This is a genomic window from Nocardia sp. NPDC041819 (assembly GCF_055590505.1).
Genome location: NZ_JBVJAP010000006.1, coordinates 63,691 through 88,618, shown reverse-complemented (window position 1 = coordinate 88,618; position 24,928 = coordinate 63,691). Strand labels below are relative to the sequence as shown.

Sequence of the window (24,928 nt, the reverse complement as noted above, 5' to 3'; positions counted from 1 at the left end):
TGGTTCGACGACTTCTCCGACCTTTTGACGGCTGCGATTCCGCGCTGCCACAAGGAAATCGGGAGTTGAGACGACAGTGATGTTTCGCAAGGGCGCTGCGGTGGCCGCCATGGCCATCTCGGCATTGTGTGTCTCGGCGGGAACTGCGACGGCGGATCCCACGCAAGAAATTCCGGACGTGCACTTTCAGGCAAACGTGGTCGACCGATCGGTTGTGCTCACCATGGATGCCGGGGCGTTGACCGTCGGCGATGGTCATCTGCAGTTCATCGATCGCAGCGGCACGTCCGTCGCGACTCTTCCGTTGACCTACGTCCACGGCGGCAGCGCGATGCCGATCGCAGCGCAGCTCGACGGCGACACCGTCACACTGACCCCGAGCACCGATCCCGCCGACGCGCACCCGATCAGCGCGGCGACGGCGCAGGAGATCGATGCGCTGTCTCATCCGAATTACAACGCGGCCCTCGGCAACTTCAGCATGTCGATGATGGCAGCGGCGACTGTCGGCAGCCTGCTGGGTAGTGCGATCGGTGGCGGCATCGGATGCGTCGCCGGCGGCATCGTCGGCGGTGCGACCGGCGGTGTCGTGTCGATCGGCCTGCTCGCGGTCCCGGCGGCGATCGGCGGTTGCCTCATCACCGGCGCCGCACTGGCAGGCATGGGCGCGGTGGCCGGCACCGTCATCGTGGGTGTCCCGGCGTTGATCGCAGCCGGTATCCAGTTCTGGAACGACACTCACTGAGCGGTTGACAGATCCGGAAGTCGTGGTCGGGTGCCGGACCCTCCGCGACGCCCGAGCGGAACGACACCGTGGACAGCTGATCCGCCACGTCTGCTCGCGGTGGGCCCTCTTCGCCACGGCGGCGCTCACCGGAGATGCGAGGTTCCGCGTCAGCCGTGGCATATCGTCGTCGGCGAACATCTGTTGCGCTCGTTTTCTCGCCGTGAAGGAGAGGTCTCGACGATGAACAGTTCTTGGTTGGTGCGTGCCGCGTCGGCAGGCGCTGTCGCGGCCTTCGTGGCGACCGTGCCGGCCGCTCCAGCGCTCGCGCACATCACTGTCTCTGGGCCTGAAGCGTCTCGCGGTGGATCGGGGGTCCTGGTTTTCCGGGTGCCGAACGAGTCGGGCACCGGTAGCCCCACGGTCGAAGTTGCGCTGCAGATTCCCGGGGTGACAGCGGCGGATACCGAAGCTGTGCCGGGATGGAAAGCTGTAGTGCGGAAAGACACTGGACGCAACGTCACCGACGTCACCTGGACGGCTGATGCCGGGGGTGGCATCGGGCCGAGTCAGTTCGGGCAGTTCTCCGTGCTCGCGAACGGGTTGCCGGACGTCGAGACGGTGACGATCCCCGCCGTGCAGACCTACGCGGACGGTCAGGTCGTGCGCTGGGACCAGAAGGCGGACGGCGACGGGTCCGAGCCGGAACGTCCAGCTCCTTCGCTGACCTTGGCTGCCAAGCAGTCCGGTGGCGTCGACAACCATGGTGACATCCAGTCGGCGGCGTCCGGTCCGAGCTCGTCGAGCGATACGACCGCTCGCTGGCTCGGTGGGATCGGCATCGTGCTGGGCGCTTTGGGCCTGCTCGCGGCACTCGGCATGGGGGTGGCTCGTCGCAGGTCCTGATCATGCTCGGCCGCTGCGTGATCGGTCTGCCCGGCCCTGCGGGCGAGATCGTGGTGGAAGCCCCGCGGGACAGTTCAGGCATGTGAGTGTCATGATGGACGGCGTTATGAACACTGTGCCCGCGCCCCGGAACGCGCGCGCGGCACGTGCGGTCGTGTTCGCGGGGATCGCGGTGTTGTTGTCGGCGCTGGGGCACGCGGCCTCGGCGGGGCACAGTGTGTCGGTGTCGGCTTCGACGGTGGCGTTCGCCGCGACGGGTTCGATGGCGTGGGCGCTGGCCGATCGCCAGCGTGGCTTCTTCGCCATCGGCGGTGGGCTGGCGCTGATGCAGGCGGTCTTGCACGTGTGGTTCGGCATGGCGTCGATGTCGACCGCGCACGGCGCTGCGACGGAAACCGTTGACTTGCAGAGCGACCCTGTGACGATGTTCGCCGCGCACGCCACGGCCGCGCTGGTGTGCGCTGTGTGGTTGTGGCGCGGGGAAGTCGCCTTCTTCGCGATCCTGGCGGCGCTGTACACACGGATCCTGGCGCCTCTGTTTCTGGTTCTGGTGCATCCGTCGGTCGACAACGACCCCCGAACCGTGCCGGAAGTCGACCACCGCATCGAGGCCTTCCGCGAGGGTGTACTGCGTCATGTGATGGCGCGGCGTGGGCCTCCGGTGGCCGCGGTCCAGTTCTGAGAGTTCGCCATCGGGAGCACCCGCGTCTTGTGCTGCCGCAGAGGCAGACGCTGTCCGACCGATTGTCGATCGGCGGTATTCAGCGATGCCGGTATTCCGGGCGAACGTAGCCGTTCGTGTCATCGATGCGCGTGCGCAAGCCGTCAGGGTCTGCCGCGACGCCGGTGAGCACGCCCGGCTTCCCGTCCAGCGGCAGTCGGTCCTCTGTGCCGGTGTGCGCACCACGCGTCCGGCTGCCGGTCTCTCCGCACCACCGAATGGCGGTGTCGTGAACAGAAATTGTGCGAATGTTGTCTCTTTCTCTGCTGTCGGCTGTCTGCCGCGGCGACGGTCCTTCTCCTCGATCGCTTGCAAGCGCTGAGCGCCTTCCCCTGTGCCGGACGCGTCGATGTGGAGGACGCGGATGTCCGACGAACTCCTGACCGCGCTGGCGTTGTCGGCAGGTGCCGGCAACCGAAAAGCTTTGGAGCAGTTCATTCAGTCGACGCAGCGCGATGTGTGGCGTTTCGTCGCGCACCTGACCGATGTTCAATCCGCTGACGACCTGACCCAGGAGACGTTCTTGCGGGCTATGGGCAGTCTGCCGCGGTTCGCCGGGAATTCGACCGCACGAACCTGGCTGCTGTCGATCGCTCGCCGCGTGGTGGTGGATCGGTTCCGCAATGTCGCCGCCCGTCCGAGGACGACTCAGGTGCCGGAATGGTCGCAAGTTCTCGAGCAGCGCCCTGATCAGCGTGCACCGGATTTCGCCGAAGAGGTGGCGTTGAACGACCTGCTGTGCGGTCTGCCGCAAGAGCGGCGCGAGGCGTTCGTCTTGACCCAAGTCTTGGGTATGTCCTACGCCGAGGCGGCGCAGACGGTGGGTTGTCCGGTCGGCACGATTCGTTCCAGGGTGGCCCGTGCCCGCGAAACTCTTGTTTCGGTAGTGCGAGGAATCGATGGGCCCGCCGACGAAGATCATCTCGCGGAACCGACGGGAGTGGTGGTGCGACTACTTCCGGGCACACCGGTCGGCGTGCGGGTGACGGCCCGAAAGGAGGTGGGGTGATGGCAGGGCTGAGCCTGCGCTTGCGGGGAGTGTCGTGTCGGCACGGACGTGTCGACGTGGTCAGTGATGTCGACCTCGACATACCTGCCGGTCAACGGGTCGCGTTGACCGGCACCAACGGCTCCGGCAAGACGACGCTGCTGCGCGCGGTGATCGGCCTGCACATGGCTGTGCGGGGCGAGATTTCCGTCGGAGGTCGTGGTGGCCGCACCTCGGCGGACCGCGCGTGGCGGCGGCGGGTGTGCGGGTGGATTCCCCAGCGGCCCGCCGCGGGCCGATTTCCGCTGCTGGCCGGTGAGCTCTTGGCCACTAGCGGAGACGCCCGTCACGCGCAGGCGATGGCGACGCGGCTGGGCGTAGGCGAGTTCCTCGGCCGACCACTCGATACGCTCTCGGGCGGGCAACTGCAGCGTATGCACCTGGCCCGCGCGGCAGGGTGCGTGGCAGCCGGTGCGCGCGTCGTTCTGGCCGACGAACCCACGGCCGCACTCGATTTCGCGGGCCAAGAAGAGGCCGCCGACGTACTCACGGAGCTACCTGTCACGCTCATCGTGGTCACCCATGACCGCGCCATGGCGCGACGTTGCGACCGAGTCCTGGAGATGGCCGCGGGCCGACTGCGGGAATCGTCGTGAACGGGCCTGCGCAGGTGTTCGATCTGCTCGGAATGGGGTCGGTGCAGCGTGCCGGTGTGGCGTTGTTGGTGGGCTCGGTCGGGCTGCCGGTGGTCGGCGTCGCCATCGTGGGACTGGACATCATCCCGGTTCGGTTCGCGATGATGCACGTCGCGCTGCTGGGTGCTGCGGTCGGCATGCTGACCGGATGGGATCCGGCGTTGTGCGGCCTGCTCGCGTGCGCGGCCGCCGGGGCTGGGATCAGTCCATTGGCCCGCACGCCGGAAACGCTCTCCGGTGCGATGGGGCTGCTGATGAGTCTGGCCGTCGCGGCGGCGTTGCTGGTGCTGGCGGTGGCGGGAGTGAACGCTTCGGCGGCCTTTTCGCTGCTGTGGGGTTCGATTCTCGCGGTCCGAGTCCAGGACGTCGTCATGTTGGCGGTACTCGCGGTGGTGGTGCCTGTGCTGTTCTGGTGGCGAAGACGTGATCTGGCGCTGCTGTTGCACGATCGCGAGCTGGCGTTGGTTTCCGGTGTGGCGGTGGGGCGGCTCACGCTGATTCTGCTGGTGCTGATCGCGGTTGCGGTGGCCGGAGCGATCCGGCTGACCGGTGCGCTTCTCGTGGATGCGCTCACATTGCTGCCGGCGCTCGCTGCGCGGCGGTTGGGCCGCTCGCTGATTTCGATCATCGTCTGGAGTGTCGGTATCGGCGTTGCCGTGAATCTCGTCGGATTCCTTCTGGCGCTGGCCTTCGACCTTCCTCCTGGGCCGGTGCTGGTCCTTACCGCGGGCGCAGTTGCTTTCGCGGCTCATCTGATTCCTGAACGGAGAACACTCTCATGGCACGCTTTCGACCATTGACCGCCGGTTTGAGCCTGACGACGAGCGCGGTCGCGGCAATCGTGTTGCTGAGCGGCTGTTCCAGCTCCGAAGGCGAGCGACACGACCACCATGGCCACGCTCATCCGGTGGTCGTGGCGACCACGACCTGGGAGGCGGCGTTCGCCGAAGCGGCGGGCGCCGAGGACGTGAAAGTCATCGTTCCGCCATCGGTTCATCATGCTCCGGACTACGATCCCAAGCCGTCTGATCTGACCGCCGTGGCGGAGGCGGATTTCGTGCTCTACGCGCCGTTCGAGCCGTTCGCGGCCAAAATCGAGGAAGCTGCGGGATCGAGGGCCGAATTGATCGAAGTCGATCTGGACAACTCGGCGGACAAGGTGAAAGCCCAGGTGCAAGCGCTGGGCCTGCGCTTCGGCACCACCGAGGCGGCGCAGGCGTGGACCGCGACGTTCAGCAGCGAGTACGACAAGCTCGGCGGGGACGTCCGCTCGGCATGGCCGGGCGGGAAGCAGCCGACGGTCATCGCCCAGGTGTTCTCGACGTGGGCAGCCGACCTGGCCGGTGCGCAGATCGTGGGTACCTATGGTCCTGAAGCCGTCACGCCCGGTCAGCTGGCGGAATTGACGGCGAAGAAGCCGCGGTTCGTGCTCGACAACGCGCACATGTCCACCGGCACCGTGCTGCCGGACTCGGGTGTAGCACAGGTGTCGATCGTGAACTATCCCGAAAAGGGCGAGGACCTGCTGTCTGTCTATCGGAATGCCGCGAACACGCTGAAGAAGGCGTTCTCCCGGTCCTGACAGAACGGGCCGGGAGGAAAGCGGGGCAGCCGTTGAAAAGGCTGCCCCGCAGTATTTCAGTGCCGGGCCGTCGTCATCCGAGTTCGCAGTGCCGCTCGATCGGGCTTGCCCGCCGGGGTCAACGGCAGGGCATCCAGCAGCAGGAGCGATTCGGGGTGTTTGCCGCGCTCCATGCCGTTGGCCGCCAGGTGAGCACACAACCCTTCCAGGTCGACCACGCTGCCCGGCCGTGGCACGACGCAGGCGGCGAGTCGTTCACCGAGCACGTCGTGGGGAACGCCGATGCACGCCACGTCGCGGACATCGGGATGCGTGGCCAGCATGCGTTCGACCTCGGCGGGACTGATGTTCGCGCCGCCGCGGATGACGATCTCCTTGAGCCGTCCGACCACGTGCAGGCGGCCTGCGGGGTCGAGTACGCCGAGGTCACCGGTGCGTACCCAGCCGTCGCTCGTGCGGTAGCGCGAGTCCAACTGAGGGTCCGCGACGTAGCACAATGGTGTCATCGGACCCCGGGCGACTATTTCTCCGGTTTCACCCGGCGCGGCGATCCGGCCGGTGTCGACTCGGTCGATGCGGATTTGTGCCACGCGCGGGTCGGGCCGCCCGACCAGGACTCCCGAAATTCCATCCTGGGCATGAATTTCGTCGATGTCCGTGTGGCAGTTGACGCCGTCGGCCGATCCGTAGAGGTTCACCACTGTGCATCCGAAAGCTCGTCGTGCCTCCCGAGCGGTGGTGGCGTCGAGTTGCGAACCACCGAGCACCAGTGCCGTCAGTGCGGAGGTGTCGGTCTCGGCGGCACCGTTTTCGAGCATCATCCGGATCATGGTGGGGACGCCGAGCACATGCGTGGGACGATGCCGTTCGATCGCCGCCAACGCTTCCACCGGCGAGAAGTGATCCAGCAGAATCAGGGCGCCGCCGTGGCGGGCCAGCGTCACCGCTGTGCCGTTGCTGCCGAATGCCGTAGCGAGCGGTACGAGAAACAGGCCCCGGAGCGGTCGGTCGTCGGTCAACAGTGATGCCATGAAATTGCCGCGGCCGCCTGCCAGTGCGTTGTGGGAGTAGGCGACCATTTTCGGTTCCGACTCCGATCCGGAGGACACCAGGATGCGAGCGGCTGCGTCCGGATCGGGACGAGCCGGGACGAAGTCGTAGTCCTCGGCGGTGAACAGCTCCGCAAAAGGAACACAGTTCTCCGGCGCGGAATCGGTGCCGACGGCGACGACGAAACGCAATGTCGGCGATCGGCCGAGCAACTGCGCGAGATCTGCGGCGTGGGTGTGTCCACGGAACTGGGTGGCGGCCAGGACACCGACGGCTTCCGATCTTCGCAGCAGCGACTCGGCCTCGCGCATGCCGCGACCGGCGGGGAACGGTAGGGCGACCGCGCCCAGTGCGCTCAAAGCGAGGTCTGTGATCACGGCGGCGCGGCAGTTCGGCAGCTGGACGCCGACGACATCGCCGGCATGGACGCCTCGGGCGGCCAGACCGGTGGCCAGTTGCCGGGCCGAGGTGTCCAATTGCGCGTAGGTCACCTCGCCCTCGTTGTCCGCCAACGCGGTTCGGTGCGGATGCTGGCAGCGGCGTGCCCGGAACAGCGAATACAGGTCCAGGTCTGGGTAGCTGCCGTCGGCCGCCCAGGTTCTGCGTAGCGTGCGGGGGACCAGATCGTGTAGCGCCACGCTCATCGGAACCTCCAAGGCGACGACACGGCGACGGCGCCGTGTTCGTCGCGTGTCATGGCACCTGCGAAGCGGGTGTCGGTGGGAAGGGTTGTGAGATCGGTCGTTACGGGGGTGCTGATGATGCCTCGGCTGTGAAGCATCGCGCGAGCGTCGTCGGTAGACAGCGCACGCACTTGTGCCGCGGTGTCGGCTGCGGCGGCTGCGTGCTCGTCAGCGGGTGCGAGGAGCCCGTCATCGGTCGGCAATGGGCGACGGAATCCGGCGGGGCGGCGTAGGGGATGACCATCGCGCGCCCGGTGCACAGCCGGTGTGGTGAGCAGCTGGGCGGCGGCGAGGAGTGAGGATTCCACGCGCACGCCACGGCCGGTGCGTTCGCGGGTGAGCAGTCCGGCAAGGATCGCTTCGGTGCCCAGCATGCCGCCGAGCACGTCGAGCAGGGTCATCAGGGACGGTATCGGTGGTTCGTCGGCTGGGCGGGCCGCCTCTCCGACAGCGGTGCGGGCTTGCACCATGAAGTCGGTGCCCATGGGTGCGCCGGGGAGCCGCCCCGCCCAGCCGCTGGTGTAGGCATAGATCAGGCCGGGGTTGGCGGCCGATAGCCTGTCGGCGTCGAGTCCTAATTGCTCAGCTTTGCCGGGCGCCCAGTTGTGGAGGAAGACGTCGGCCTCTGCTGCCAGTTCGAGTAACCGTCGTCGGTCGGAGAAGGACTTGATGTCGATTTCGACCGCGTCCTTGCCCCGGTTGAGGGCCAGCCAGCGTGCGGAGATGTCCGAGCAGGTGGGTGGCATACCACGTAGCGGGTCACCGCCTGGCGGTTCGATTCGCACGACGGTCGCGCCGAGGAGTCCGAGCAGGTGCGCGGCGAGTGGAGCCTGAACTCGACGCCCTGCCTCGAGCACGGTCAAGCCCGCGAGAGGACGCTCGTCGCTACATCGGCCGCGTGCCGATACCGCCGCGGCGATCCCCGGGTGTGGGGCCAGTTCCCATGGCAGCGTCGATTCTCCGCCGTCGTGCAGTTCCGTCGAGCGTTCGGCGAGGGTGTGCAATCGGCAGACGTCGGCACCGGATTCGGCCGCGGCGGCCTGTACCTGCGCCCACGTGCTGCCCAGCGTGGTGTGATGCAACTCGTCGGGGATCGGAGCGCAGGCGGTGGCATAGCGGAACTGGAAGGGCCGCCATCCTTTTCGCGCCGCTTGCATGGGTGCTCGCATGGCCTGCCAGAATTCGGCCCACACCGCGACGTCCAGGGCTTCGAGTTCGAATCGAACGCCGTCGGCAGTGGTGAATGGCGGCCCACCGGGTGCCAATGGGCTGGCTTCGTCGTCCTCGGCGCACGCTGCGGCGAGGTACTGCGAGACGGTCAGCAGCGCCACGCGGTCGAGCGAGACGTCCGCCGCGGTGACCGACGTGCCCCTCGCGCGGCCGATGAGCGCGGCCAACAGGCCTTGGACGGCGAGTACGCCGGAGGCGGTCGAGATGTAGTCCACGGCCAGTCCGCGGGGTGAGCCGTCGCGACGTCCGTGCACGAGCATCAGTCCCGCGGCGGCCTGCATGGTCGCCTCATCGCACACCTCATTGTCCGGCCTGCCCCAAGACAAGCGGGCCTCGACCGTCGTGCCGTCGACATCGGTGAGAGTCAGCGCGTCATGGTCGTCCGTGGAAGGTTCAGCGCCCAGCAGCCGCAGGTGCTGCGCCGCGATCGACACCGGACCCGGCGGTCCACCGGTCTCGAGCCGCGCCCCCTGCAATGGTTTCGTCGTCAGTTGGTTGTCGGAGGTCCGCGTAGCGCCGAGTGTCATGGCTCTCCTTCTCGAACAGAGTGACCGCCGCGGGAACTCGGGGGCGATCGCCGCCGACCACTCCCGCGGACAACAGCAGTCGCAGCGCGGGGACGTCGAGTTCCCGGCAGACCAGGAGAAGCCATGGACCCGTTCGCATCTCACACCCGTATGCCCGCCGGCGGGGACGACGGCACCTCGCTGCGTGAGCGTGTGGAAGCCTTTGTGGCACAACGAGTGATGCCACAGGAGATTCTGCTGGACGCGGGTGGCGCCGACGCTGCCGCAGTGCGGTCACAGTTGACCGATGCCGCGCGGGCGGCCGGGCTGTGGGCTTTGCCGCTACCGAGGGATCTGGGTGGGCAGGGACTTCCTTTCGGCGAGTACGTGTGCTTGGCCGAGGCCGAGGGCGCCAGTGACCACGGGCCCGCGGTGCTCGGCTCGGCCTCGCTGTTGGATGTGCGGATGTTGCAGCGTCATGCCGGTGACCGCGTTCGGGAGAGCTACCTGAAGCGACTGGTTTCCGGGGAGATGCATGCCGCGTACGCGATGACCGAACCCGACGCACCGGGCACCGATCCGACGTTGACGGCCACCCGAGCGACAGAGGCTCCGGACGGTGCGTGGATCCTGTCCGGTCGCAAATGGTTCGTCAGCGGGGCCCAGGACGCCGATGTGATCACTGTGCTGGCTCGCACCGACGGGCGGGCTTCGGATCGGGATGGATTATCGTTGCTGCTGGTGCCGACGGACGCTCCGGGCTTCCGGCTCGTGCGTGAACTTCCCGTACTCGGTGTGGGTGGGCAGTGGGAGATCGCCCTGGACGAGGTCCGGCTGCCGAAAGACCATCTGATCGGCGAGCGGGGTCGCGCGTTGCCGATCGCGCGGCAGCGACTGCAACTGGGTCGGACGTTGCGCTGTCTGCGCTGGCTCGGCCAGGCGCAGCGGGCCTATGACCTGATGCGCGAGCGAGCTCGTACGCGCAGTCAGTCATCGGGAACGCTGTCGCAGCGCCAGCTGGTGCAGCAGCATGTTTTCGAGTCACTGCTGGCCATCCGGAGCACCCGGCCGCTGGTGCACAAGGCGGCCGCGCTCCTCGACGCAGGTCATGACGCTCGCGTGGAATCCGGTTTGGCGAAGGTGGCGGCGGCTCGGACACTGCAACAAGTGGCCGATTCCGCGATACAGGTGTACGGGGCTGCTGGGCTGGGACCGGATACCGCACTGCCGGGGCTGCTGCGGATGGGGCGGATGGCGCGCTTGCTGGATGGTCCGGACGAACTGCACATCACCTCCGTGGCCAGGTCGATATTGCGCTGAGGCCGCGTCAGGTGTCGAAGGGAGCGACCAACCCGGTCTGCATGGCCAGAGCCGAGGCGAAGAAGAAATCGCCCCAGATCAGCTCATGGCTGGTGGCAAGCCCGCGGCCGAAGTCATAACAACCTCCACCCAGCCTGCCGGGTTGCTGGGTGCCTGGACCGCTCAGGAAGTCGGTGACCAGCCGTCGCGTGATCTCGATGGCTCGCAACTGCATCGCCTTGGATTGTGCTGTGAGTGGTTGTATAGCAGCAAGTTTCAGAAGTGCAACCGCCTCGATCACGGCGGACGAGGTGTCCGTGGGCGCGTCAGGGCGGTTTTCGGCCCTGGGCACCAGTGGTTGGTCGGCGCCGAGGAGCGTGCAGGCATCGACGAGGAATTCCGGTGACAAGTACCGGCAGGCGTCGGCCAGCGCGAGCAGGAGCCAGGCCCGGCCCCGGCTCCACCCGCGCTGCGGTCGCGGCGAGGGCAGCCACGTGCCCTCCGACCAGCCCCATGCCGGTGTGCCGATCGGTGTCGTCCGCCAGAGGTTCAGGTGTGTGGCGAGATGTTCGCGGGCGATGTCCGGGCTGCGTGGGTCCATGTCTGTGGCCAGAAGTGGGACCAGGCCCGGAATTCCGTCCACCCGAGCGAGGAGGCGTGGACCACCGAACGCCGAACCCCATGGCAGTACCCCGAGACCCTGATCGAAGTCGGAACGGCACTGGCGTGCGGCGCGCTCGCGCAGCGCCGAGGCGCTTGTGTCTCCACCGCGCCCGGCTGCCAGAGCCGTTCCGTACCAGAGGATCAACCCGCGGGTGGAGGTGTCCGACGTCACCCAGCCTGCCAGGCGTTGTGTCGTTTCCGCGGCGGCGCTGCGATGCTCGTGCCGACCGCTTGCCAATGCACGCAGCCACAGCAGGCCGGCCCAGAAGCCGCCGGTCCAGGATCCGCGTGAGGTGGTCGTCCATTCGCCGGAGGTACTGTCGGCGTAGAGCGGAAACCGTGCGCCGACAGCGGCGTATGTGCTCGATACGCGGTCCATGACGGCTTCGAATGCCGCGCCTGCCCAATCCGTCACCATGGTGCGCCCCCATACGATTCCGCCGCATGTAGACCCTGTGGGGAATCTCGTGAAACAGTCTGTGGCCGAGTGACTTCAGGTCTACCGCAGCGTGTGTCGTGCACAGTCGTCACGCCTGCACCTCGACGCGGGGCGCTCGATCGCGCACTGTCCACAGCGCCGCGACCGCCGCCGCGACCACGAATTCCGCCGCCACGATCAGCCAGCTGTCGCTGTATCCGATCGATGGCACTACGGCACCGAAAAGCGGTGGACCTACCGCGAACCCGGCGAAGAACCCCGCCGACACCAACGCTGAGTTGCGTCCGGCTCGTCCAGGAGCCGAGCGTTGGATCACCAGCACCATGGACACGGCGTTACCCGCCATCCCGAAGATGCCGACGGCGATCACCGCGACCCACACGACCCCAGCCATCAGTGCGGAGGCGGCCAGCAGCAGCGCCGCGATCCCGGATCCGAGCGCCAAGCCGGCCGGCAGGACGACGGCGGCGCGCGGGTTCCCAGCCACACGTGCCCAGCCGATGCGGCCTGCGATACCCGCTATGCCGAGCACGGCCACCAGGGTCCCCGCCGCGGCCGCGCCGAGGCCGAGCCGTCGCTCTCCGAACAGCGCCAGGTAGGTGTTGATCGATGCCATGGCGGCCCCCAGAAACAGGGAATACACGGCCAGCCAGTACACAATGCCGTCGGTCCCGCGTTGTTCCGGCTGGGCAGCGATGCTCGAGCTGGACGTGCCCTGGTGCTGTCGCGACGGGTCGGCCGGCAGGGAATGCCACACCCACAGCACGACCAGCAGCGCGATACCCGCCGCCGTCCACACCGCGGTACGCCAGCCCGCCGAAGCGGCCAGCGCGGTGAGCGGTAATCCGGCGGCAATGGCGCCGAGCTGGACGCCGGACTGTTTGGCGCCGGTCACACCTGCGCGATCGGCTGGCGGGATCGCCTCGAGGATCGCTTTGTTCGTTGCGGGGTTGGCCAGCGCCTGCGGCACCCCGCCCAAGGCCACCGCGGCGAGGAGAACGGCGTAAGCCGGTGCGGCGGCGATGACGCCGAGGGCGACCGTGACGGTCAGCAGCAGTGTGATCAGGCATCGTCGCGGCCCCAGCAGATCCACCGCTCTACCGGCCAGCGGTGACATCAGCGCAGCTGTCCCGAAACCTACGGTTGTCGTCAATCCCAATGCGGTGGTGGATATGCCGAGATCCGGAACGAGGCGCGGGCCCAGCGCGCCGATGACGAACAACTGGAGCATGGAGAAGGCCATGGTCGCTGTCAGTACGCCGGTCACCGAGGCTGTCGTCAGCCGGTCCTGTCCTATCGCGGGGTGTGTCTGCACTGCCGTCCTCCCAGCCACGCCACGCCGCCCGTCAGCGGCCTCGAGGTCAGATAGTCGGGTGGCGTACGGGTTCGGTTCCGTCGGGGGCGGACGGTCCAGCCGATCGGAGAAGGCATCGGCGGTGCAGTGGCTTCTGGTTCGCTGACGTCGGGAACTTCGCGTCCGCACGATCCGACCACTATGCGCGAGCTGTCTCTTCCGGAGGCAGTACTTTCTGGTTGGAGGTCGGGTGGATCCACGGTGGACGTGAATCGCTGGGATGTCCGTCATGTTCGGATCGTCGCGGCGGTGGTGTCGCTGGCGCTGGTCACCGGCGCCGTGCTGGCGATGGGCGAGGTTCCCTACCGCGCGGCCGGCACGGCTTATCCTGGGCTTGCGTCCGCGTTGGGCTACGCGCTGTTGCGGACGGTGGCCGCGCTCGCGGGCGCGGTGGCACTCGGCTCTCTGGTCTACGCGGTGTGCTGTACGCGGTTCTCCACGCAGGGCCGGATTCTGGTCGACGGCTATGCGGGCTTGCGGCTGGCCGAGCGCGCCGGTTTGGTCTGGTTCGTCTCGGCGCTGGCATTGATTCCGGTCACAGCGGCGAATTCGGGTGGGTTGAGCCTGGCGGGTCTCGTGCGCACCGGCGCGCTCGGTGCACTGCTGGATGCGAGCGAGAAACCCAAGGCATGGGTTGTCGTCGCGGTGCTGGCCGCCGGGGTGAGTCTCGGCGCACGGCTGACATTGTCCTGGATCGGGGCCGCCTTACTGACGTTGCCTGCCGCCGTGGCCGTGCTGCCGCCCGCGTTGGCCGGCAACGCGGGTGAAGGACCGAACCACGATTACGGCACCGGCGCGATGATCCTTTTCCAGGTCGCGGTGTCGGTGGGGCCGGGGTTGTTCTGGTGCGTGGCCGAGCAACTGCGGCGCGGCGGTTCGGACACAGCGGTCGCGGTTCGGCGCGCCGTTGTCATCGGGGCCCTGTGCACAGTGACCGCCGTAGTGAGCGGGCTGGTGCTCGTGGTCGTGTTGTTGCCGTGGTCGTGTGTCTTCACGACGGGGTACGGCAGGTTGGCCCTGTTCGCAGCGGTGGGGCTGGTCGCGTCGGGGTGGACGTTGTGGCGTTCTTACCGCACTCGGGCGCCGAATGGTGAGAAGGTGTTCGTATTCGCCTGGAGCGCAGCGTTTTCCGCGCTGATACTGAGCGTGCTGGTGGCGATGGCGGTGCAACCGGCGCCCGCGTTCGCCGACCGGTCGTTCACGGCGCAGGAGGTGTTCCTCGGTTTCGAACTGACGGATCGGCCCACTTTGTGGCGGCTGCTGGTGTCGTGGCGCTTCGATTTCGTGCTCGGAACGGCGGCGTTGGTCGGCGTTGTGGCGTACGTCCTCGGCGTGCTGCGGCTGCGTCGCCGGGGTGACCGGTGGTCGCGATGGCGCACTCTGTCGTGGATGGGTGGTTGTCTGGCTCTACTGATCGCCACGTCCTCGGGCATCGGTACCTATGGTCTCGCCATGTTCAGCATGCACATGATCACTCATATGGCCCTGAATATGTTCGTACCGGTACTTCTTGTGCTCGGCGCGCCGGTGACGCTGTTGCTGCGGGCTTTACCCTCAGGTGCACGGGCTGCGGTACACGGGCCGCGCGAGTGGGTGCTGGCACTGTTGCATGCCAAGCCGACCGCTGTCCTGGCTTACCCGGGCACAGCGATCGCGCTGTTCGTGGTCTCGTTGTACGGGTTGTATTTCACCCCGCTGTTCGAGAACCTGATCCGCTACCACTGGGGCCATGTCCTGATGAACGTCCACTTTCTGATCGTCGGATATTTGTTCTACTGGGGGATCATCGGCATAGATCCGGGTCCGCGCAGGTTGCCTCATCTGGGACGGCTGGGGATGTTGTTCGCGGTGATGCCGTTCCACGCGTTCTTCGGCATCGCGATCATGTCGACGAATTCCGTGGTCGGCCAGCGGTTCTACGGCAACCTGCAGTTGCCGTGGGCGATCGATCTGCTGGTCGATCAGCACGTCGGGGGTGGCATCGCCTGGGTTTCCGGTGAGGTCCCGATTCTGCTGGTGGTGGGCGCGTTGCTGACGCAGTGGTCGGCCCAGGATCGGCGCACCGCGGTGCGCACCGACCGCAAGGACGACGAGTACGGCGATTCCGACCTCGCCGCGTACAACGCGATGCTGGAGCAGCTGGCACGCAGCCGTCGGTGATTCTTCCCGAGGTGTTCCACCGTGAAGACGCGCCCGGCGCCGATCAGCCGCCCAGACGTGTTCGGCGCAGGCGCAGGCTGTTGGAGACCACGAAGAACGACGAGAATGCCATCGCCGCGCCCGCGATCAGGGGGTTCAGCAAGCCGAGCGCGGCGATCGGGATGGCGACGATGTTGTAGCCGAAGGCCCACACCAGGTTCCCTTTGATGGTGCGCAGAGTCGCGTGCGCGAGCTCGATCGCGTCGGTGGCCGCGGCGAGGTCTTCGCGCACCAGGATGACGTCGGCGGCGGCGATCGCGACATCGGTGCCCGCGCCGATCGCCATGCCGAGGTCGGCGGTGGCCAACGCCGCACCGTCATTGATGCCGTCGCCGATCATGGCGACTCGATGTCCGTGCTCCTGCATCTGCGCGATCAGCTCGACCTTGCCCTCGGGCAATAGTTCGGCCACGACCTCGTCGATGCCGATTTCGTCGGCGACGGACTGCGCGACGTACGCGTTGTCGCCGGTGAACATGCACACGCGCAGGCCGAGTCGATGCAGTCGGGCTACAGCGGGAGCCGCGCTGTCTTTCACGGTGTCGGCCACCGCGAGAAGCGCGACTGCGAGCCGGTCCACCCCGACCAGCACGACAGTGCGACCGACGCGTTCTTGACGGCGGAGCTCCCGCAGCAGGGCCGGGGGCACGTCGATGCGTTGCTGGTGAAAGAGCCGGAGCCTTCCCACGTGCACTTGTGCACCTTCGACGGTGCCACGTGCACCCAATCCCGGGAGTGCCTGGAACGATTCGACCGTCGGCAGGGTGTTGTGCGCCTGTCGTGCGCGCCGAGTGATCGCGGCCGCGACCGCATGTTCGGAAGCCGATTCCACGGCCCCGGCCAAACGCAGCACCTCGGTGTCGGTGAGTGCGCCCTCGACGGTTACGGCGACGACATTCATCACCCCGTGGGTGAGGGTGCCGGTTTTGTCCAGCACCACCGTGTCGACGCCACGGGTTGCTTCCAGCGCTTGATGGCCCTTGATGAAGATGCCCAGCTGCGCACCACGGCCGGATGCCACCAGCAGGGCAGTGGGTATGGCCAGGCCCAGCGCGCACGGACAGGCGACGACCAACACCGCCAGCGCTGCCGCGGCGGCACGCTCACCTCCGCTTCCGGTCATCCACCACACGCCGAAGGTCGCGCCTGCGAGCAGGAAAACGCACGGCACGAAGACCGATGACACGCGATCGGCCACGCGCTGCATGCGCGCCTTGCCGGTCTGCGCCTGCTCGACGAGCCGGATCATGCCCGAGAGTTTGGTGTCGGCACCTACTGCGGCGGCCTCGACGATCAACCGTCCGGTCAGCGCGGTGGTACCGCCGATCACCGCCATACCCGGCGCGATGTCGACCGGAAGCGATTCGCCGGTCATGGCTGAGGCGTCGATACTGGATTCGCCCGATACCACGAGTCCATCAGTAGCGATCGTCTCGCCGGGGCGGACCACGAACCGCTGCCCCTCGACGAGTTCGCCAATCGGAATGCGCATTTCGTGATCATCGCGGGTCAGCACGGTGACCTCGCGCGCGCCGAGGGCGGCCAGCGCCCGCAACGCGCTGCCCGTCGCGCGCTTCGCCTTGGCCTCGAAGTATCGCCCCGCGAGTACGAACGCGGTGACGCCCGCCGCGACTTCGAGATAGATGGCGTCACTGGCCCAGATCGCGGCCCACACTCCTTCCGGGGCGATTCCGGTCCGGGCGGGGTGCAGATACATCGTGTCCAGGGACCACAAGGTGGCGGTGAGGACGCCGACCGAGACGAGGGTGTCCATACTCGCGGCGCCGACTTTCGCGCCCGCGAACGCGCGGCGGTGGAACGGCGCGGCGGACCACAGCACCACGGGCAGCGCCAGCGCGGTGAGAATCAACTGCCAACCGGGAATCCTGGTGGACGGCACAGTCGCGAACATCACCGACAGGTCGGCCAGCGGGAAAAACGCCAACAGTGCGACCACCAGGCGCCGCAGGAGGTCCTTGACCTCGGCATCCTCGGGAGCGGCGCTGATCGCCACCGCGTGGTCGGTGATGGGCGACGCGCCGTATCCCGCGGCGTCGACTTCTGCGCAAAGGTCTTCGGCGGTGACATCGTCGGCGGCATCAATGGTGGCGACTCTGGTCGCATAGTTCACCGACGCGATGACACCGTCGACTTTGTTCAGCCTGCGCTCCACCCGGCTCGCGCACGCGGCACAGCTCATTCCGGTGACCGCCAGCGAGATCCGGTGGGGTGCCGAGGTTGTCGATTCGAGCTCGATGGTCATGTGAGTCCCTCTTACTATGCCGCGGGATCTTGGGTCGAGCGGAGATGATCTGCGCGTTTGCCCAATCGGGCGCCTGCGGGGAGGACGAATTCGGTGGGTGCGCGGCCGCCGACCGGGGGACAAGTGTGAGGTTGTCGCGTGCGGTGAACAATCGTGACCAGCACCAGCGCGACGACCAATACGCCGTGCGACGCGACACGCGGCAGGGGCACCATGCCGGCATGCAGGTCGTCGACTACGAAGGCGCTGAGTACGGCGACGACCGACGCGAGCACGGGCAGCACGCCCGCGGTGGCAGGCGGGCGTATCGCGCAGCAGAGCAGACCGACCCCGATGGCCAGGTTCCACGCGGTGCTTTCGTTGAGCAGATGACGGGTCATCTCGACACCGTGGTGGCTCATCCCGAAGTCGAGGCCTGCGATCTGGGCTACCGCGAGGCCGACCTGCGCGACGCCGAGCAAACCCAGCAGCAGTCGTGTCAATTCGACATGGGAGCTCGGGACGATGTCGCGCAGTGTCGAGGAGACCGATCGCCTCGGCCGTCGCAGTTCGGCTGCGGCGAAGATCGCGTCGGTGAGGTCGGGCGCGTGCGATCGGCTCCCGCGCACGAGCTTGGAGATCTCCACGGCCGTGACGTACCAGGAACAGCACTCTCGACACTGCTCGAGGTGCTCGTTCACCCGTGCCGAGGGGACGGCTTCTGGCTCACCGTCGATCCGGGCCGACAGTGCTGTCCGGCAGACTTCGCACTCCACGTGCAGATTGTCGTCCACTCCGGCACTCGAGTTCCCCGAGGGCCGCGATTACCGTCCGGCGGGTAACCGCAGCCTCGGAGCGGGCGGGGCTCGGAGGCATGGGCAGCGCCCATCCAGTGTGCCGTAGCCGGGCTCGACCTCGCTTCGGCCTCGGGGTACGCGGCGATGTCGCGTTCGGCGGCCCCGATCTCCGCGGCGAGTGGTTCGAAGTCGGGCGACGAGAACAAACCCGGGTTCGAGCAGCTGCCACCGCCGTGATCGAGACCGCTGTCGCACGGTCAGGTCGACATGATGCCGGACATCGGCGAGGTCTTCGGAAACGGGAAATAATGAGAAAGCCACCGCTACAATCGAATACGCGCTCTGGCATGTGCAGTGCTTCATCCCTGGGTGTTCGATCGGCCCGCATGTGCGCCGACAGCCGTAGAGCGTAGTTCGTAACCAACTGCTGGTCGCTCGTCTCCACTCGCAAAGGGGAATGCCGTTCGCTGCACCACGATCTCATCCGACACAGGGCAACATGGCTACCAGTCCGCTCGGGAAGTTTTCCATATCCGGGGCGGTCTATGTATGAAGGAGCTCCACAGATGGCGGCACGATCGTACTGGGTACGGGTATACAACTACACCGGGACCGAACTCACTCTGACGAACAAGGAACTGCAGCACGGGATCTGGAGCAACAACGGCGGAGCTACCCCGCCCGACGTCATCCCTGAAGGTCATCGAGCGGAATGGGGCAGCGAGTCCGATGGATTCGCCACGGCACAGAGGGCGAGGCTATCTACGCTTCCGGCGCAGGTGAATTCAAGATCTACTGGGACAACCCCTACATAGGCTCCGACCAGAGCGCCGTACGAACGCCGAAACAGTTCACCTCCGTCAAGGAGGACAGCCGCGGAGACAACGCCACCCTCGCGGTAGCGCTCGTGCAGGAGGATTGATGCGGCGTCACCATTCAGCATTGACCAGTAGGAGCCCTCTCTCGTTGGCTTGAATAGGTTCCGTGGGCCGGGCCGTGACCCCGACGCAGAATTCGAAAACTCGAGTACACCGCCGTTTGATGACGTCTTCAACTGTGACTTCGATGGCCTGCAGGGCGATACGGGCTGTCTGGTCCGGTATGTGATAGCGCAGCTGAGGTGGGAAGCTCTCGAGAGCGAAGGTGCCGGGTCACGATACGGAATCACATCGCCTCGGCGGTCAGAATTGGCCGGTGGATGATCGGTTCTCGACATCCGGGAACATCTGTCCGGCAATCCTGGCTTGCTGGTCCTGGCATGAGGTCGATGATCACGGTGCCCGCCCTTCTTGTCGTTGCAAACTACGCCGATTCGGCGATCCGGTATGCGATCCTGGGCAGGATACGAGCGCCCGATCGTTTGCTGAAGACCGAGATGGAGGGTTCCTCATGCGTGTCGTTTCCGTCCTTGCAACAGCTTTCGGGGCAACGGCGATATGGCTGACGCTGGCTTCGGCGCCGGCTATGGCCGAATTCGCAACACCAGTCGACACAGAGACGTTGGTGTCTTTCGAATTCCGCTCAGGCGGACCTCGCAGTGAATGTCGCAGCGGCAAATTCCTATGCGAGCCGAACGAATTCAAATGCGACAACGACAGATGCGTGCAGAAACAATGGCTGTGCGACGGCGACGACGACTGTGGCGACGGATCCGACGAACGGAACTGTCAGTAGGACCCACTCGCTCCGCTGAGCGGCGGAACTCGAGATTCTCGCCTCCGCGGAAGTCCTTGCAATCCTTGTGATCCTCGCTCCGGCGTCACACAGTCCAGGTGTTCGACGAGCGGTCCACATCGGTGGTGGTTCGATCGGTACCTCGCCCACCGGTCTGCCGCTACCGGGAATGGGCGTCGAGATGGTCGAACGCAGAGCACAGTGCCTATTCCCCGCCGATGGCCACGACCGGATCGCGCGGATCCGGTACCGGTCATCGGCGGGGTTCCGGTGGTCCAGGCGCCTCGCGGCTATCGACGCCTGCGGCGGCTCACCATCAGCGGGCTGCTTCCAGCATTGACGAACTGTTAGGTTTATGCAACAGTTTGTTGCATGAGTCCCGTGAGGCGTGGGAAAAATCTTCCCATTTACAACCGCATCGGGGTGTTGCGTGCCGAGCGGAGAATGAGCCGGGCCCAGCTTGCCGAGGCGATCGAGGTGAATCCGCAAACGGTCGGGGCGTTGGAACGGGGCGATCACTACCCGAGTCTCGATCTGGCGCTGCGGATCTGCGATGTGTTCGGGCTGCCGGTCGAGGCGGTGTTCTCGCGGGAGGAATTCGCGCCGCTGTCCACGGCGGTCTACCGGAACGACCGAGGGGATATTCGATGACGCACCCGAATCTGCTGGAGCGCTACCAGGCTCGCCGAACACGCCGGTTCGAGTTCCACGCCGAGCGCTGGGCACACATGTTGCCGCGGTGGCGGACGCGCCGCCGCCGTCGGCTGCTGGTGGTGGCCCTCGCGACGATGTTCCTGGCCCTGGCGGTCGCCGCACTGCTGATCGCGTGCGGTCTGGAGCGGGGACCCCTGCTGTGGGCGCCGGTCTGTCTGGTGTTCTTTCCGCTGTGGATATCGCTGCAGATCGTCTCGGGACGCCAAGCCGACGCGCCCGTCGGCGCCCTGGACGAATGGGAGATCGAGCAGCGCAACGCCGCTCGCTCGGTGGGGCTCACCCTCACACAGACGCTGGCGATGATCCCTGCGATCTGGCTGATCGTCGTGGGCGGGTTCACCGACCTCGACAATGTCCAGGCTGCCTACGCGGGCGGGGTGATGCTGCTGACCGCGTTGCTCGTCGGCGGCTGCACCCCGACGATGATCCTGGCCTGGACCAGGCCCGACGCGGAACCGGAGGACGAGTGATGAACCTGCTCGCCGGAGACCTGATGCTGCTGCTTCTCGACGAACGCACCGGGCATTCGATGGCCGACAGCACCCGTACCCCAAGGGTTCTCGCGGGAGCGGTGCTGCTGGACCTGATCGACGCCGGGGCGATCCGGGTGGCCGGGCCGGGCGACACGGCGAAACCGGGCCGGATCGTGGTGAGCGCGAACAAGAGTGCCGATCCGATACTGGGCGATGCGCTCGCCAGGATCGAGGCGGCGCGTCCGATGAAACCCCGAGTTGCGATTGAGAAACTGTCGAAGGGGTTGCGGCCGAAGGTGTTGCACCGGCTGGCGGACGAGGGCCTGGTACGCGTCGACCACCACCGGTCACTGGGTATCTTTCCCCGGACCGCCTGGATACCGAGGGGGCACCGCAAGGAACTCCGGGACCGGCTGACACTGCCGTTCGCTCACCCTGACGCCCCTGTCGAGCCTCGCGCCGCCGCCTTGATCTCGTTGCTGTCGGCGGCCGACGCGGCGCCGAAGATCTTCCCCGACCGCGACCGTCGAGTGGTGACGCAGCGGGCCAAAGAGATCGCCGCCGGGGACTGGGCTTCGAAGGCGGCCAGGGACGCGGTGCAGGCGGTCGACGCGGCGCTCACCGCCGCCGTCGTGGTGAGTGCCGTGGCAACGGGCTCAGCATAGGTCTCCGCGGCACAGGGACAGGGACCGCGGCAACCGGAGCGGCGACCGGGACAATTCGACGGCGGTGAGGCGTGTCGCCCGTGAGATGCTCCCGGCGGCGAGTGCCAGCCGTTGCGCCAGCGCTTACCTGTGCGAGGGTTGATCCCCACGATCCGGCATGCTTCCCGGCTGCTGTATTCCTGCCGCATGAGCTCGAAGTATGCGGCTCGCTTACGGCCTAACTTCTTGGGCCCCTGCGGCGTTCGGACCTTCCGAACCTCGAACTCCATCGCATCCCTTTGTGGTGCCTGCTACGTGCTGCGCGCTCGGCCTCGATACGACCGGCAAGCGGTTGTTCGACAAGGCACTGCCCAACGACGAGTCCGGGCTACGCGCGGTGTTCGACCAACTCGTTGTCCACGGCCCGCTGCTGATCGTGGTCGACCAGCCCGACAACATCGGCGCGCTGCCGCTCACCATCGCCCGCGCCTACGGCCACGACGTGGCCTACCTGCCCGGCCTGTCGATGCGCTGCATCGCCGATCTCTCGTCGAATAACAACAGTGCGATCACCGCCAAGTGGACCGTGACATTGTCCTGCTACTTCGAGAATCTGGACCGGACAGACGCCACCGGCCCAGAGAAAGTACACCGACACCGGAAAGACCAAGGATGCGGCCGAGATAGACGCCTGGAACAAGGCGCAAGCGGCCGCACCCAAGGGGCGGAAGATCAAGCACTGCCGCGTCGAGAGCTCATCGAAGAAATAGCAGGAAGGTTGTACATGGACGACGACGAACGACACGTCTGGGAGTTCGCGGTAGGACTCGGGTTGCCGGACGCGACCGGACCCGGCGCCCTCGACGGCGAGGGAATCCATCCGGTCGCGCTGGCGCTGGAAGAGAGCACCCACCGGGTCCGCGGGGTGAACCGTATCCCGTGCTTTACCAGCTTCGGACGGGTCACCGCGGTCGATGAGTTCGCTCAACGCGCGTGGGGCGACGCATGCGACCCGGCACACGTCCCTGTTGAATGCCGTCTCGTCGTCTATGTGACCGATGTGGAGCTGGACGAACTGGTGTCAGCGGTCGTAGCGGATTTCGGCATCGATGAGGACGGATACTCGGCGGTATTCGGCCGGAAGGTCACAGTCGGCCTGCGGGCCATCTCCCTGGAGTCGCCAGAGAACAGCTTCTACCAGCACCTCGTGGACCAATATCGGGATCCACGGATTGACTTCGATCCGGAAGCGCCCGGGTGACGAGGACTCGGTGCACATCGCGGCGATTCGCGCAGTGAACTCCGCTACCTGAGCCCGAGTGGCCGCTTGACTCGCTTCGTCCGCCTCTGCAACCCGCTGGATGATCCAGGATGCGAGGGTTGCCGTCACGACGCCGAGTAGAGCGATGCCACCAACCATCACCCCGGCTGCGATCAATCGGCCGGCGCCGGTGACCGGCGCATAGTCCCCGTACCAGCGGACCGAATAGTCGACGGCGAAAAGCAGCCAGGTGCCCCACAGCACTGCTTGGCCGATCCGTGCCGCCGGGCCGGTTCTGGCTGACGACTCTGGTGCACCGATTCTCAACACGCCGACCAGATGTTCGCTGCGATGGCGTGAATCAGGCCGGCCGAGCTCGGTGAGCTCGGCCGGCCTGATTCAACGCGCGATTCGGAAGTGGTTCAGAACACCGCCTCGACGAGCTTCTGGGTCGCCTGCTGGAACGGCACGGCCAGGGACAGTGCGGCGTCGTCGACGTAATTCAGTGCGGCGGTGAGTGTTTTGCTGCCGTCGGGGGTGCTGAACATCAGCGCCGCGTGGCCCGCCGCGCCTCCGTTATGGGTGATCACGGTCCCGCCGGAGGCTGTGTCCTGCACGAATACTCCGAGGCCGTAGCCCATGCCGGGGATGGGCGTCGCATGCGGGTTACACATCTCGGCCAGCAGCGGGGCCGGCAGCAGCTGGCCGCTGATCAGGGCGGAGATGAAGGTCTGCAGGTCGGCGGTGGTCGAGATCATGTCGCCGCCGCTGGAGATCCATGAGGGGTTGTGGCGGGTGACGTCCACCGTCTTCTCGACACCGCCGTCGACGTACCGGAAGTAGGCGTGGGCGTGCGGTTCGGCGATCTCGGTCTGGGTGCTCGGCTCCACGGTGCCCGACAGGCCCAGCGGTCCCAGGATCAGCCGCTGCATCTCCTCGGAGACCGGGCGGCCGGTGACCTTCTCGATCAGCAGCCGGGCCAAGACGTAATTGGTATTGGAGTAACTCCAGTCGGTGCCCGGCTCGAAACGAGCCGGCATGGACAGCGCCAGCCGGACCAGTTCCTCCGGCCGGTAGGTCTTGAAGCGGTTGTCCACCCACTGCTTGCCCGAGGTGGTGACGGGTATTCCGGGCACCATCGTCCCGTCTGTGTAGTACTCGCCGGTGAAGTTGAACACGCCGCTGGTGTGCTGCAACAGCATTCGCACCGTGATGCGCGGGTCGAGATCGAACTCGGCCAGGTAGTCGGCGGCCGGGGTGTCCAGGTCGATCTTGCCCTCGGCCACCAGCGCCAGCACCAGGGTCGCGGTGAAAGTCTTGGTGTTGGAGCCGATCCGGACATACCCGTCGACCGGCGGCTTCGCGGTCCCGCCCAACTCCGCCACACCGGCGCTGCCGACCCACTCACCGTGCTCGTCGCGCAGCCGCAGGGTGATCCCGGTGATGCCGGAATCGACGATCCCTTCCAGGATCTGCTGGAGTTCCGGGCGATCCGGCCCGGCAGCGTTGTCCGCAGCGTCGAGGGCAGCGGTGATCTTGGCGACCATCGCGGCCGCGGTGGGGCTGGGCTCGCCCGTGCGGGACCGGCCCGCCGCGTCGACGGCGATCAGGACGGTGCTGCGGAAGTTGTCGGCCTCGGCCGGATTCTGCGCCAGCAGGTGCATGGCCGCGGTCAGGGCAGGCAGCACTTGGTCAGCGAGCTCGGCGACGGACTTGCCGTTCAGCGTGATCTTACCGGATTCCGCGGCGAGCACATGCCCGACCAGGCCGGTCGCCGAGGTCAGGGCGATGGAGGCGTTGGTGGCGGACCGGTGCGGCGTCCCGGTGGCAGACAGCAGCGAAACGGCACCGTAGGCGGCGGACCGCAGGATGTTCTTGTCCTGTTCGGTCAGGGTAATCGACATGGCGCTTGTTCCTTTGCAACAGTGTGATTCGGTTGATATGCGAATACTGTTGCCAACCTGGCTGATACCGGCCTGACACCGATCTGACACGGCCGCTGACACCTGACTCGATCACCAGCGAACACCCCGCGCATGCGCCGGATGCCGTTACGGCGGGTTGGAGAAATGCACGTCATAGGC

19 protein-coding genes and 2 pseudogenes are annotated in these 24,928 nt (G+C 66.7%); 13 read left to right on the top strand and 8 right to left on the bottom strand.

Annotated features, from left to right (window positions below; all coding sequences use genetic code 11):
* The first annotated feature begins 178 nt into the window (after nt 1–178).
* From ACZ6DL_RS19380 to ACZ6DL_RS19350, 7 genes and pseudogenes are all read left to right on the top strand, one after another.
* Nucleotides 179–745: a DUF8020 domain-containing protein gene (locus ACZ6DL_RS19380; protein WP_466052828.1), complete on the top strand. Its 567-nt coding sequence runs from the start codon at nt 179–181 to the stop codon at nt 743–745.
* A gap of 222 nt (nt 746–967) precedes the next feature.
* Nucleotides 968–1,630 (top strand): YcnI family copper-binding membrane protein, encoded by a 663-nt coding sequence (locus ACZ6DL_RS19375; RefSeq protein ID WP_466052826.1) that lies wholly within the window; start codon nt 968–970, stop codon nt 1,628–1,630.
* 238 nt (nt 1,631–1,868) lie between these two features.
* The gene (locus tag ACZ6DL_RS19370) at nt 1,869–2,312 is read left to right on the top strand and encodes a hypothetical protein (RefSeq protein WP_466052824.1); all 444 of its coding nucleotides are present in this window, start codon (nt 1,869–1,871) and stop codon (nt 2,310–2,312) included.
* Between the two features lie 388 nt (nt 2,313–2,700).
* A pseudogene (gene sigC / locus ACZ6DL_RS19365) lies at nt 2,701–3,234 on the top strand (RNA polymerase sigma factor SigC); the annotation flags it as partial.
* Nucleotides 3,235–3,359: 125 nt separating this feature from the next.
* A complete protein-coding gene (locus tag ACZ6DL_RS19360) occupies nt 3,360–3,995 on the top strand; it encodes an ATP-binding cassette domain-containing protein (RefSeq protein WP_466052822.1) in 636 nt (211 codons plus the stop codon).
* Between the two features lie 14 nt (nt 3,996–4,009).
* Entirely contained in the window at nt 4,010–4,834 is an 825-nt protein-coding gene (locus tag ACZ6DL_RS19355; RefSeq protein WP_466052820.1) for a metal ABC transporter permease, read from the top strand.
* The gene (locus ACZ6DL_RS19350; protein WP_466052818.1) at nt 4,813–5,616 is read left to right on the top strand and encodes a metal ABC transporter solute-binding protein, Zn/Mn family; all 804 of its coding nucleotides are present in this window, start codon (nt 4,813–4,815) and stop codon (nt 5,614–5,616) included. Before ACZ6DL_RS19355 ends, ACZ6DL_RS19350 begins: the two co-directional genes overlap by 22 nt.
* Nucleotides 5,617–5,672: 56 nt before the next feature.
* On the opposite strand, the gene ACZ6DL_RS19345 is transcribed toward ACZ6DL_RS19350, so the two are convergent.
* Both ACZ6DL_RS19345 and ACZ6DL_RS19340 read right to left on the bottom strand, forming a co-directional pair.
* Nucleotides 5,673–7,310, bottom strand: coding sequence for a class I adenylate-forming enzyme family protein (locus ACZ6DL_RS19345; protein WP_466052816.1), 1,638 nt, complete (start codon nt 7,308–7,310; stop codon nt 5,673–5,675).
* On the bottom strand, nt 7,307–9,106 hold the full coding sequence (locus ACZ6DL_RS19340; RefSeq protein ID WP_466052814.1) for a CoA transferase: 1,800 nt from the start codon (nt 9,104–9,106) through the stop codon (nt 7,307–7,309). Before ACZ6DL_RS19340 ends, ACZ6DL_RS19345 begins: the two co-directional genes overlap by 4 nt.
* 123 nt (nt 9,107–9,229) lie before the next feature.
* Between ACZ6DL_RS19340 and ACZ6DL_RS19335 the strand changes: the two genes are divergently transcribed.
* Nucleotides 9,230–10,405 carry an acyl-CoA dehydrogenase family protein gene (locus tag ACZ6DL_RS19335; RefSeq protein ID WP_466052813.1) on the top strand — a complete coding sequence of 392 codons (1,176 nt, stop codon included), beginning with the start codon at nt 9,230–9,232 and terminating at the stop codon, nt 10,403–10,405.
* 7 nt (nt 10,406–10,412) lie between these two features.
* Here the strand turns inward: ACZ6DL_RS19335 and ACZ6DL_RS19330 are convergent, their stop codons facing one another.
* Nucleotides 10,413–11,465 (bottom strand): hypothetical protein, encoded by a 1,053-nt coding sequence (locus tag ACZ6DL_RS19330; protein ID WP_466052811.1) that lies wholly within the window; start codon nt 11,463–11,465, stop codon nt 10,413–10,415.
* A 109-nt stretch (nt 11,466–11,574) separates the two neighbouring features.
* Nucleotides 11,575–12,801, bottom strand: coding sequence for an MFS transporter (locus ACZ6DL_RS19325; protein WP_466052809.1), 1,227 nt, complete (start codon nt 12,799–12,801; stop codon nt 11,575–11,577).
* Nucleotides 12,802–13,041: 240 nt separating this feature from the next.
* Between ACZ6DL_RS19325 and ACZ6DL_RS19320 the strand changes: the two genes are divergently transcribed.
* Nucleotides 13,042–15,000, top strand: a complete 1,959-nt coding sequence (locus ACZ6DL_RS19320; RefSeq protein WP_466052807.1) for a cytochrome c oxidase assembly protein — start codon at nt 13,042–13,044, stop codon at nt 14,998–15,000.
* 43 nt (nt 15,001–15,043) lie between these two features.
* Here ACZ6DL_RS19320 and ACZ6DL_RS19315 read toward each other — a convergent pair whose 3' ends face one another.
* Nucleotides 15,044–17,302 (bottom strand): heavy metal translocating P-type ATPase, encoded by a 2,259-nt coding sequence (locus ACZ6DL_RS19315; RefSeq protein ID WP_466052805.1) that lies wholly within the window; start codon nt 17,300–17,302, stop codon nt 15,044–15,046.
* Between the two features lie 14 nt (nt 17,303–17,316).
* On the bottom strand, nt 17,317–18,075 hold the full coding sequence (locus ACZ6DL_RS19310) for a zf-HC2 domain-containing protein (RefSeq protein ID WP_466052803.1): 759 nt from the start codon (nt 18,073–18,075) through the stop codon (nt 17,317–17,319).
* Nucleotides 18,076–20,124: 2,049 nt separating this feature from the next.
* Between ACZ6DL_RS19310 and ACZ6DL_RS19305 the strand changes: the two genes are divergently transcribed.
* The 4 genes and pseudogenes from ACZ6DL_RS19305 to ACZ6DL_RS19290 all read left to right on the top strand — a co-directional run.
* Nucleotides 20,125–20,403, top strand: a complete 279-nt coding sequence (locus ACZ6DL_RS19305; protein ID WP_466052801.1) for a helix-turn-helix transcriptional regulator — start codon at nt 20,125–20,127, stop codon at nt 20,401–20,403.
* Nucleotides 20,400–20,936: a hypothetical protein gene (locus ACZ6DL_RS19300; protein WP_466052799.1), complete on the top strand. Its 537-nt coding sequence runs from the start codon at nt 20,400–20,402 to the stop codon at nt 20,934–20,936. The genes ACZ6DL_RS19305 and ACZ6DL_RS19300 overlap by 4 nt, the downstream gene beginning before the upstream one ends.
* On the top strand, nt 20,936–21,604 hold the full coding sequence (locus tag ACZ6DL_RS19295; protein WP_466052798.1) for a GOLPH3/VPS74 family protein: 669 nt from the start codon (nt 20,936–20,938) through the stop codon (nt 21,602–21,604). The genes ACZ6DL_RS19300 and ACZ6DL_RS19295 overlap by 1 nt, the downstream gene beginning before the upstream one ends.
* A gap of 280 nt (nt 21,605–21,884) precedes the next feature.
* Nucleotides 21,885–22,130: pseudogene (locus ACZ6DL_RS19290) on the top strand (IS110 family transposase); the annotation flags it as partial.
* Nucleotides 22,131–22,664: 534 nt separating this feature from the next.
* Here the strand turns inward: ACZ6DL_RS19290 and ACZ6DL_RS19285 are convergent.
* The gene (locus ACZ6DL_RS19285; RefSeq protein ID WP_466053267.1) at nt 22,665–23,003 is read right to left on the bottom strand and encodes a hypothetical protein; all 339 of its coding nucleotides are present in this window, start codon (nt 23,001–23,003) and stop codon (nt 22,665–22,667) included.
* A 263-nt stretch (nt 23,004–23,266) separates the two neighbouring features.
* The gene (locus tag ACZ6DL_RS19280) at nt 23,267–24,748 is read right to left on the bottom strand and encodes a serine hydrolase domain-containing protein (protein WP_466052796.1); all 1,482 of its coding nucleotides are present in this window, start codon (nt 24,746–24,748) and stop codon (nt 23,267–23,269) included.
* Between the last annotated feature and the right edge of the window lie 180 nt (nt 24,749–24,928).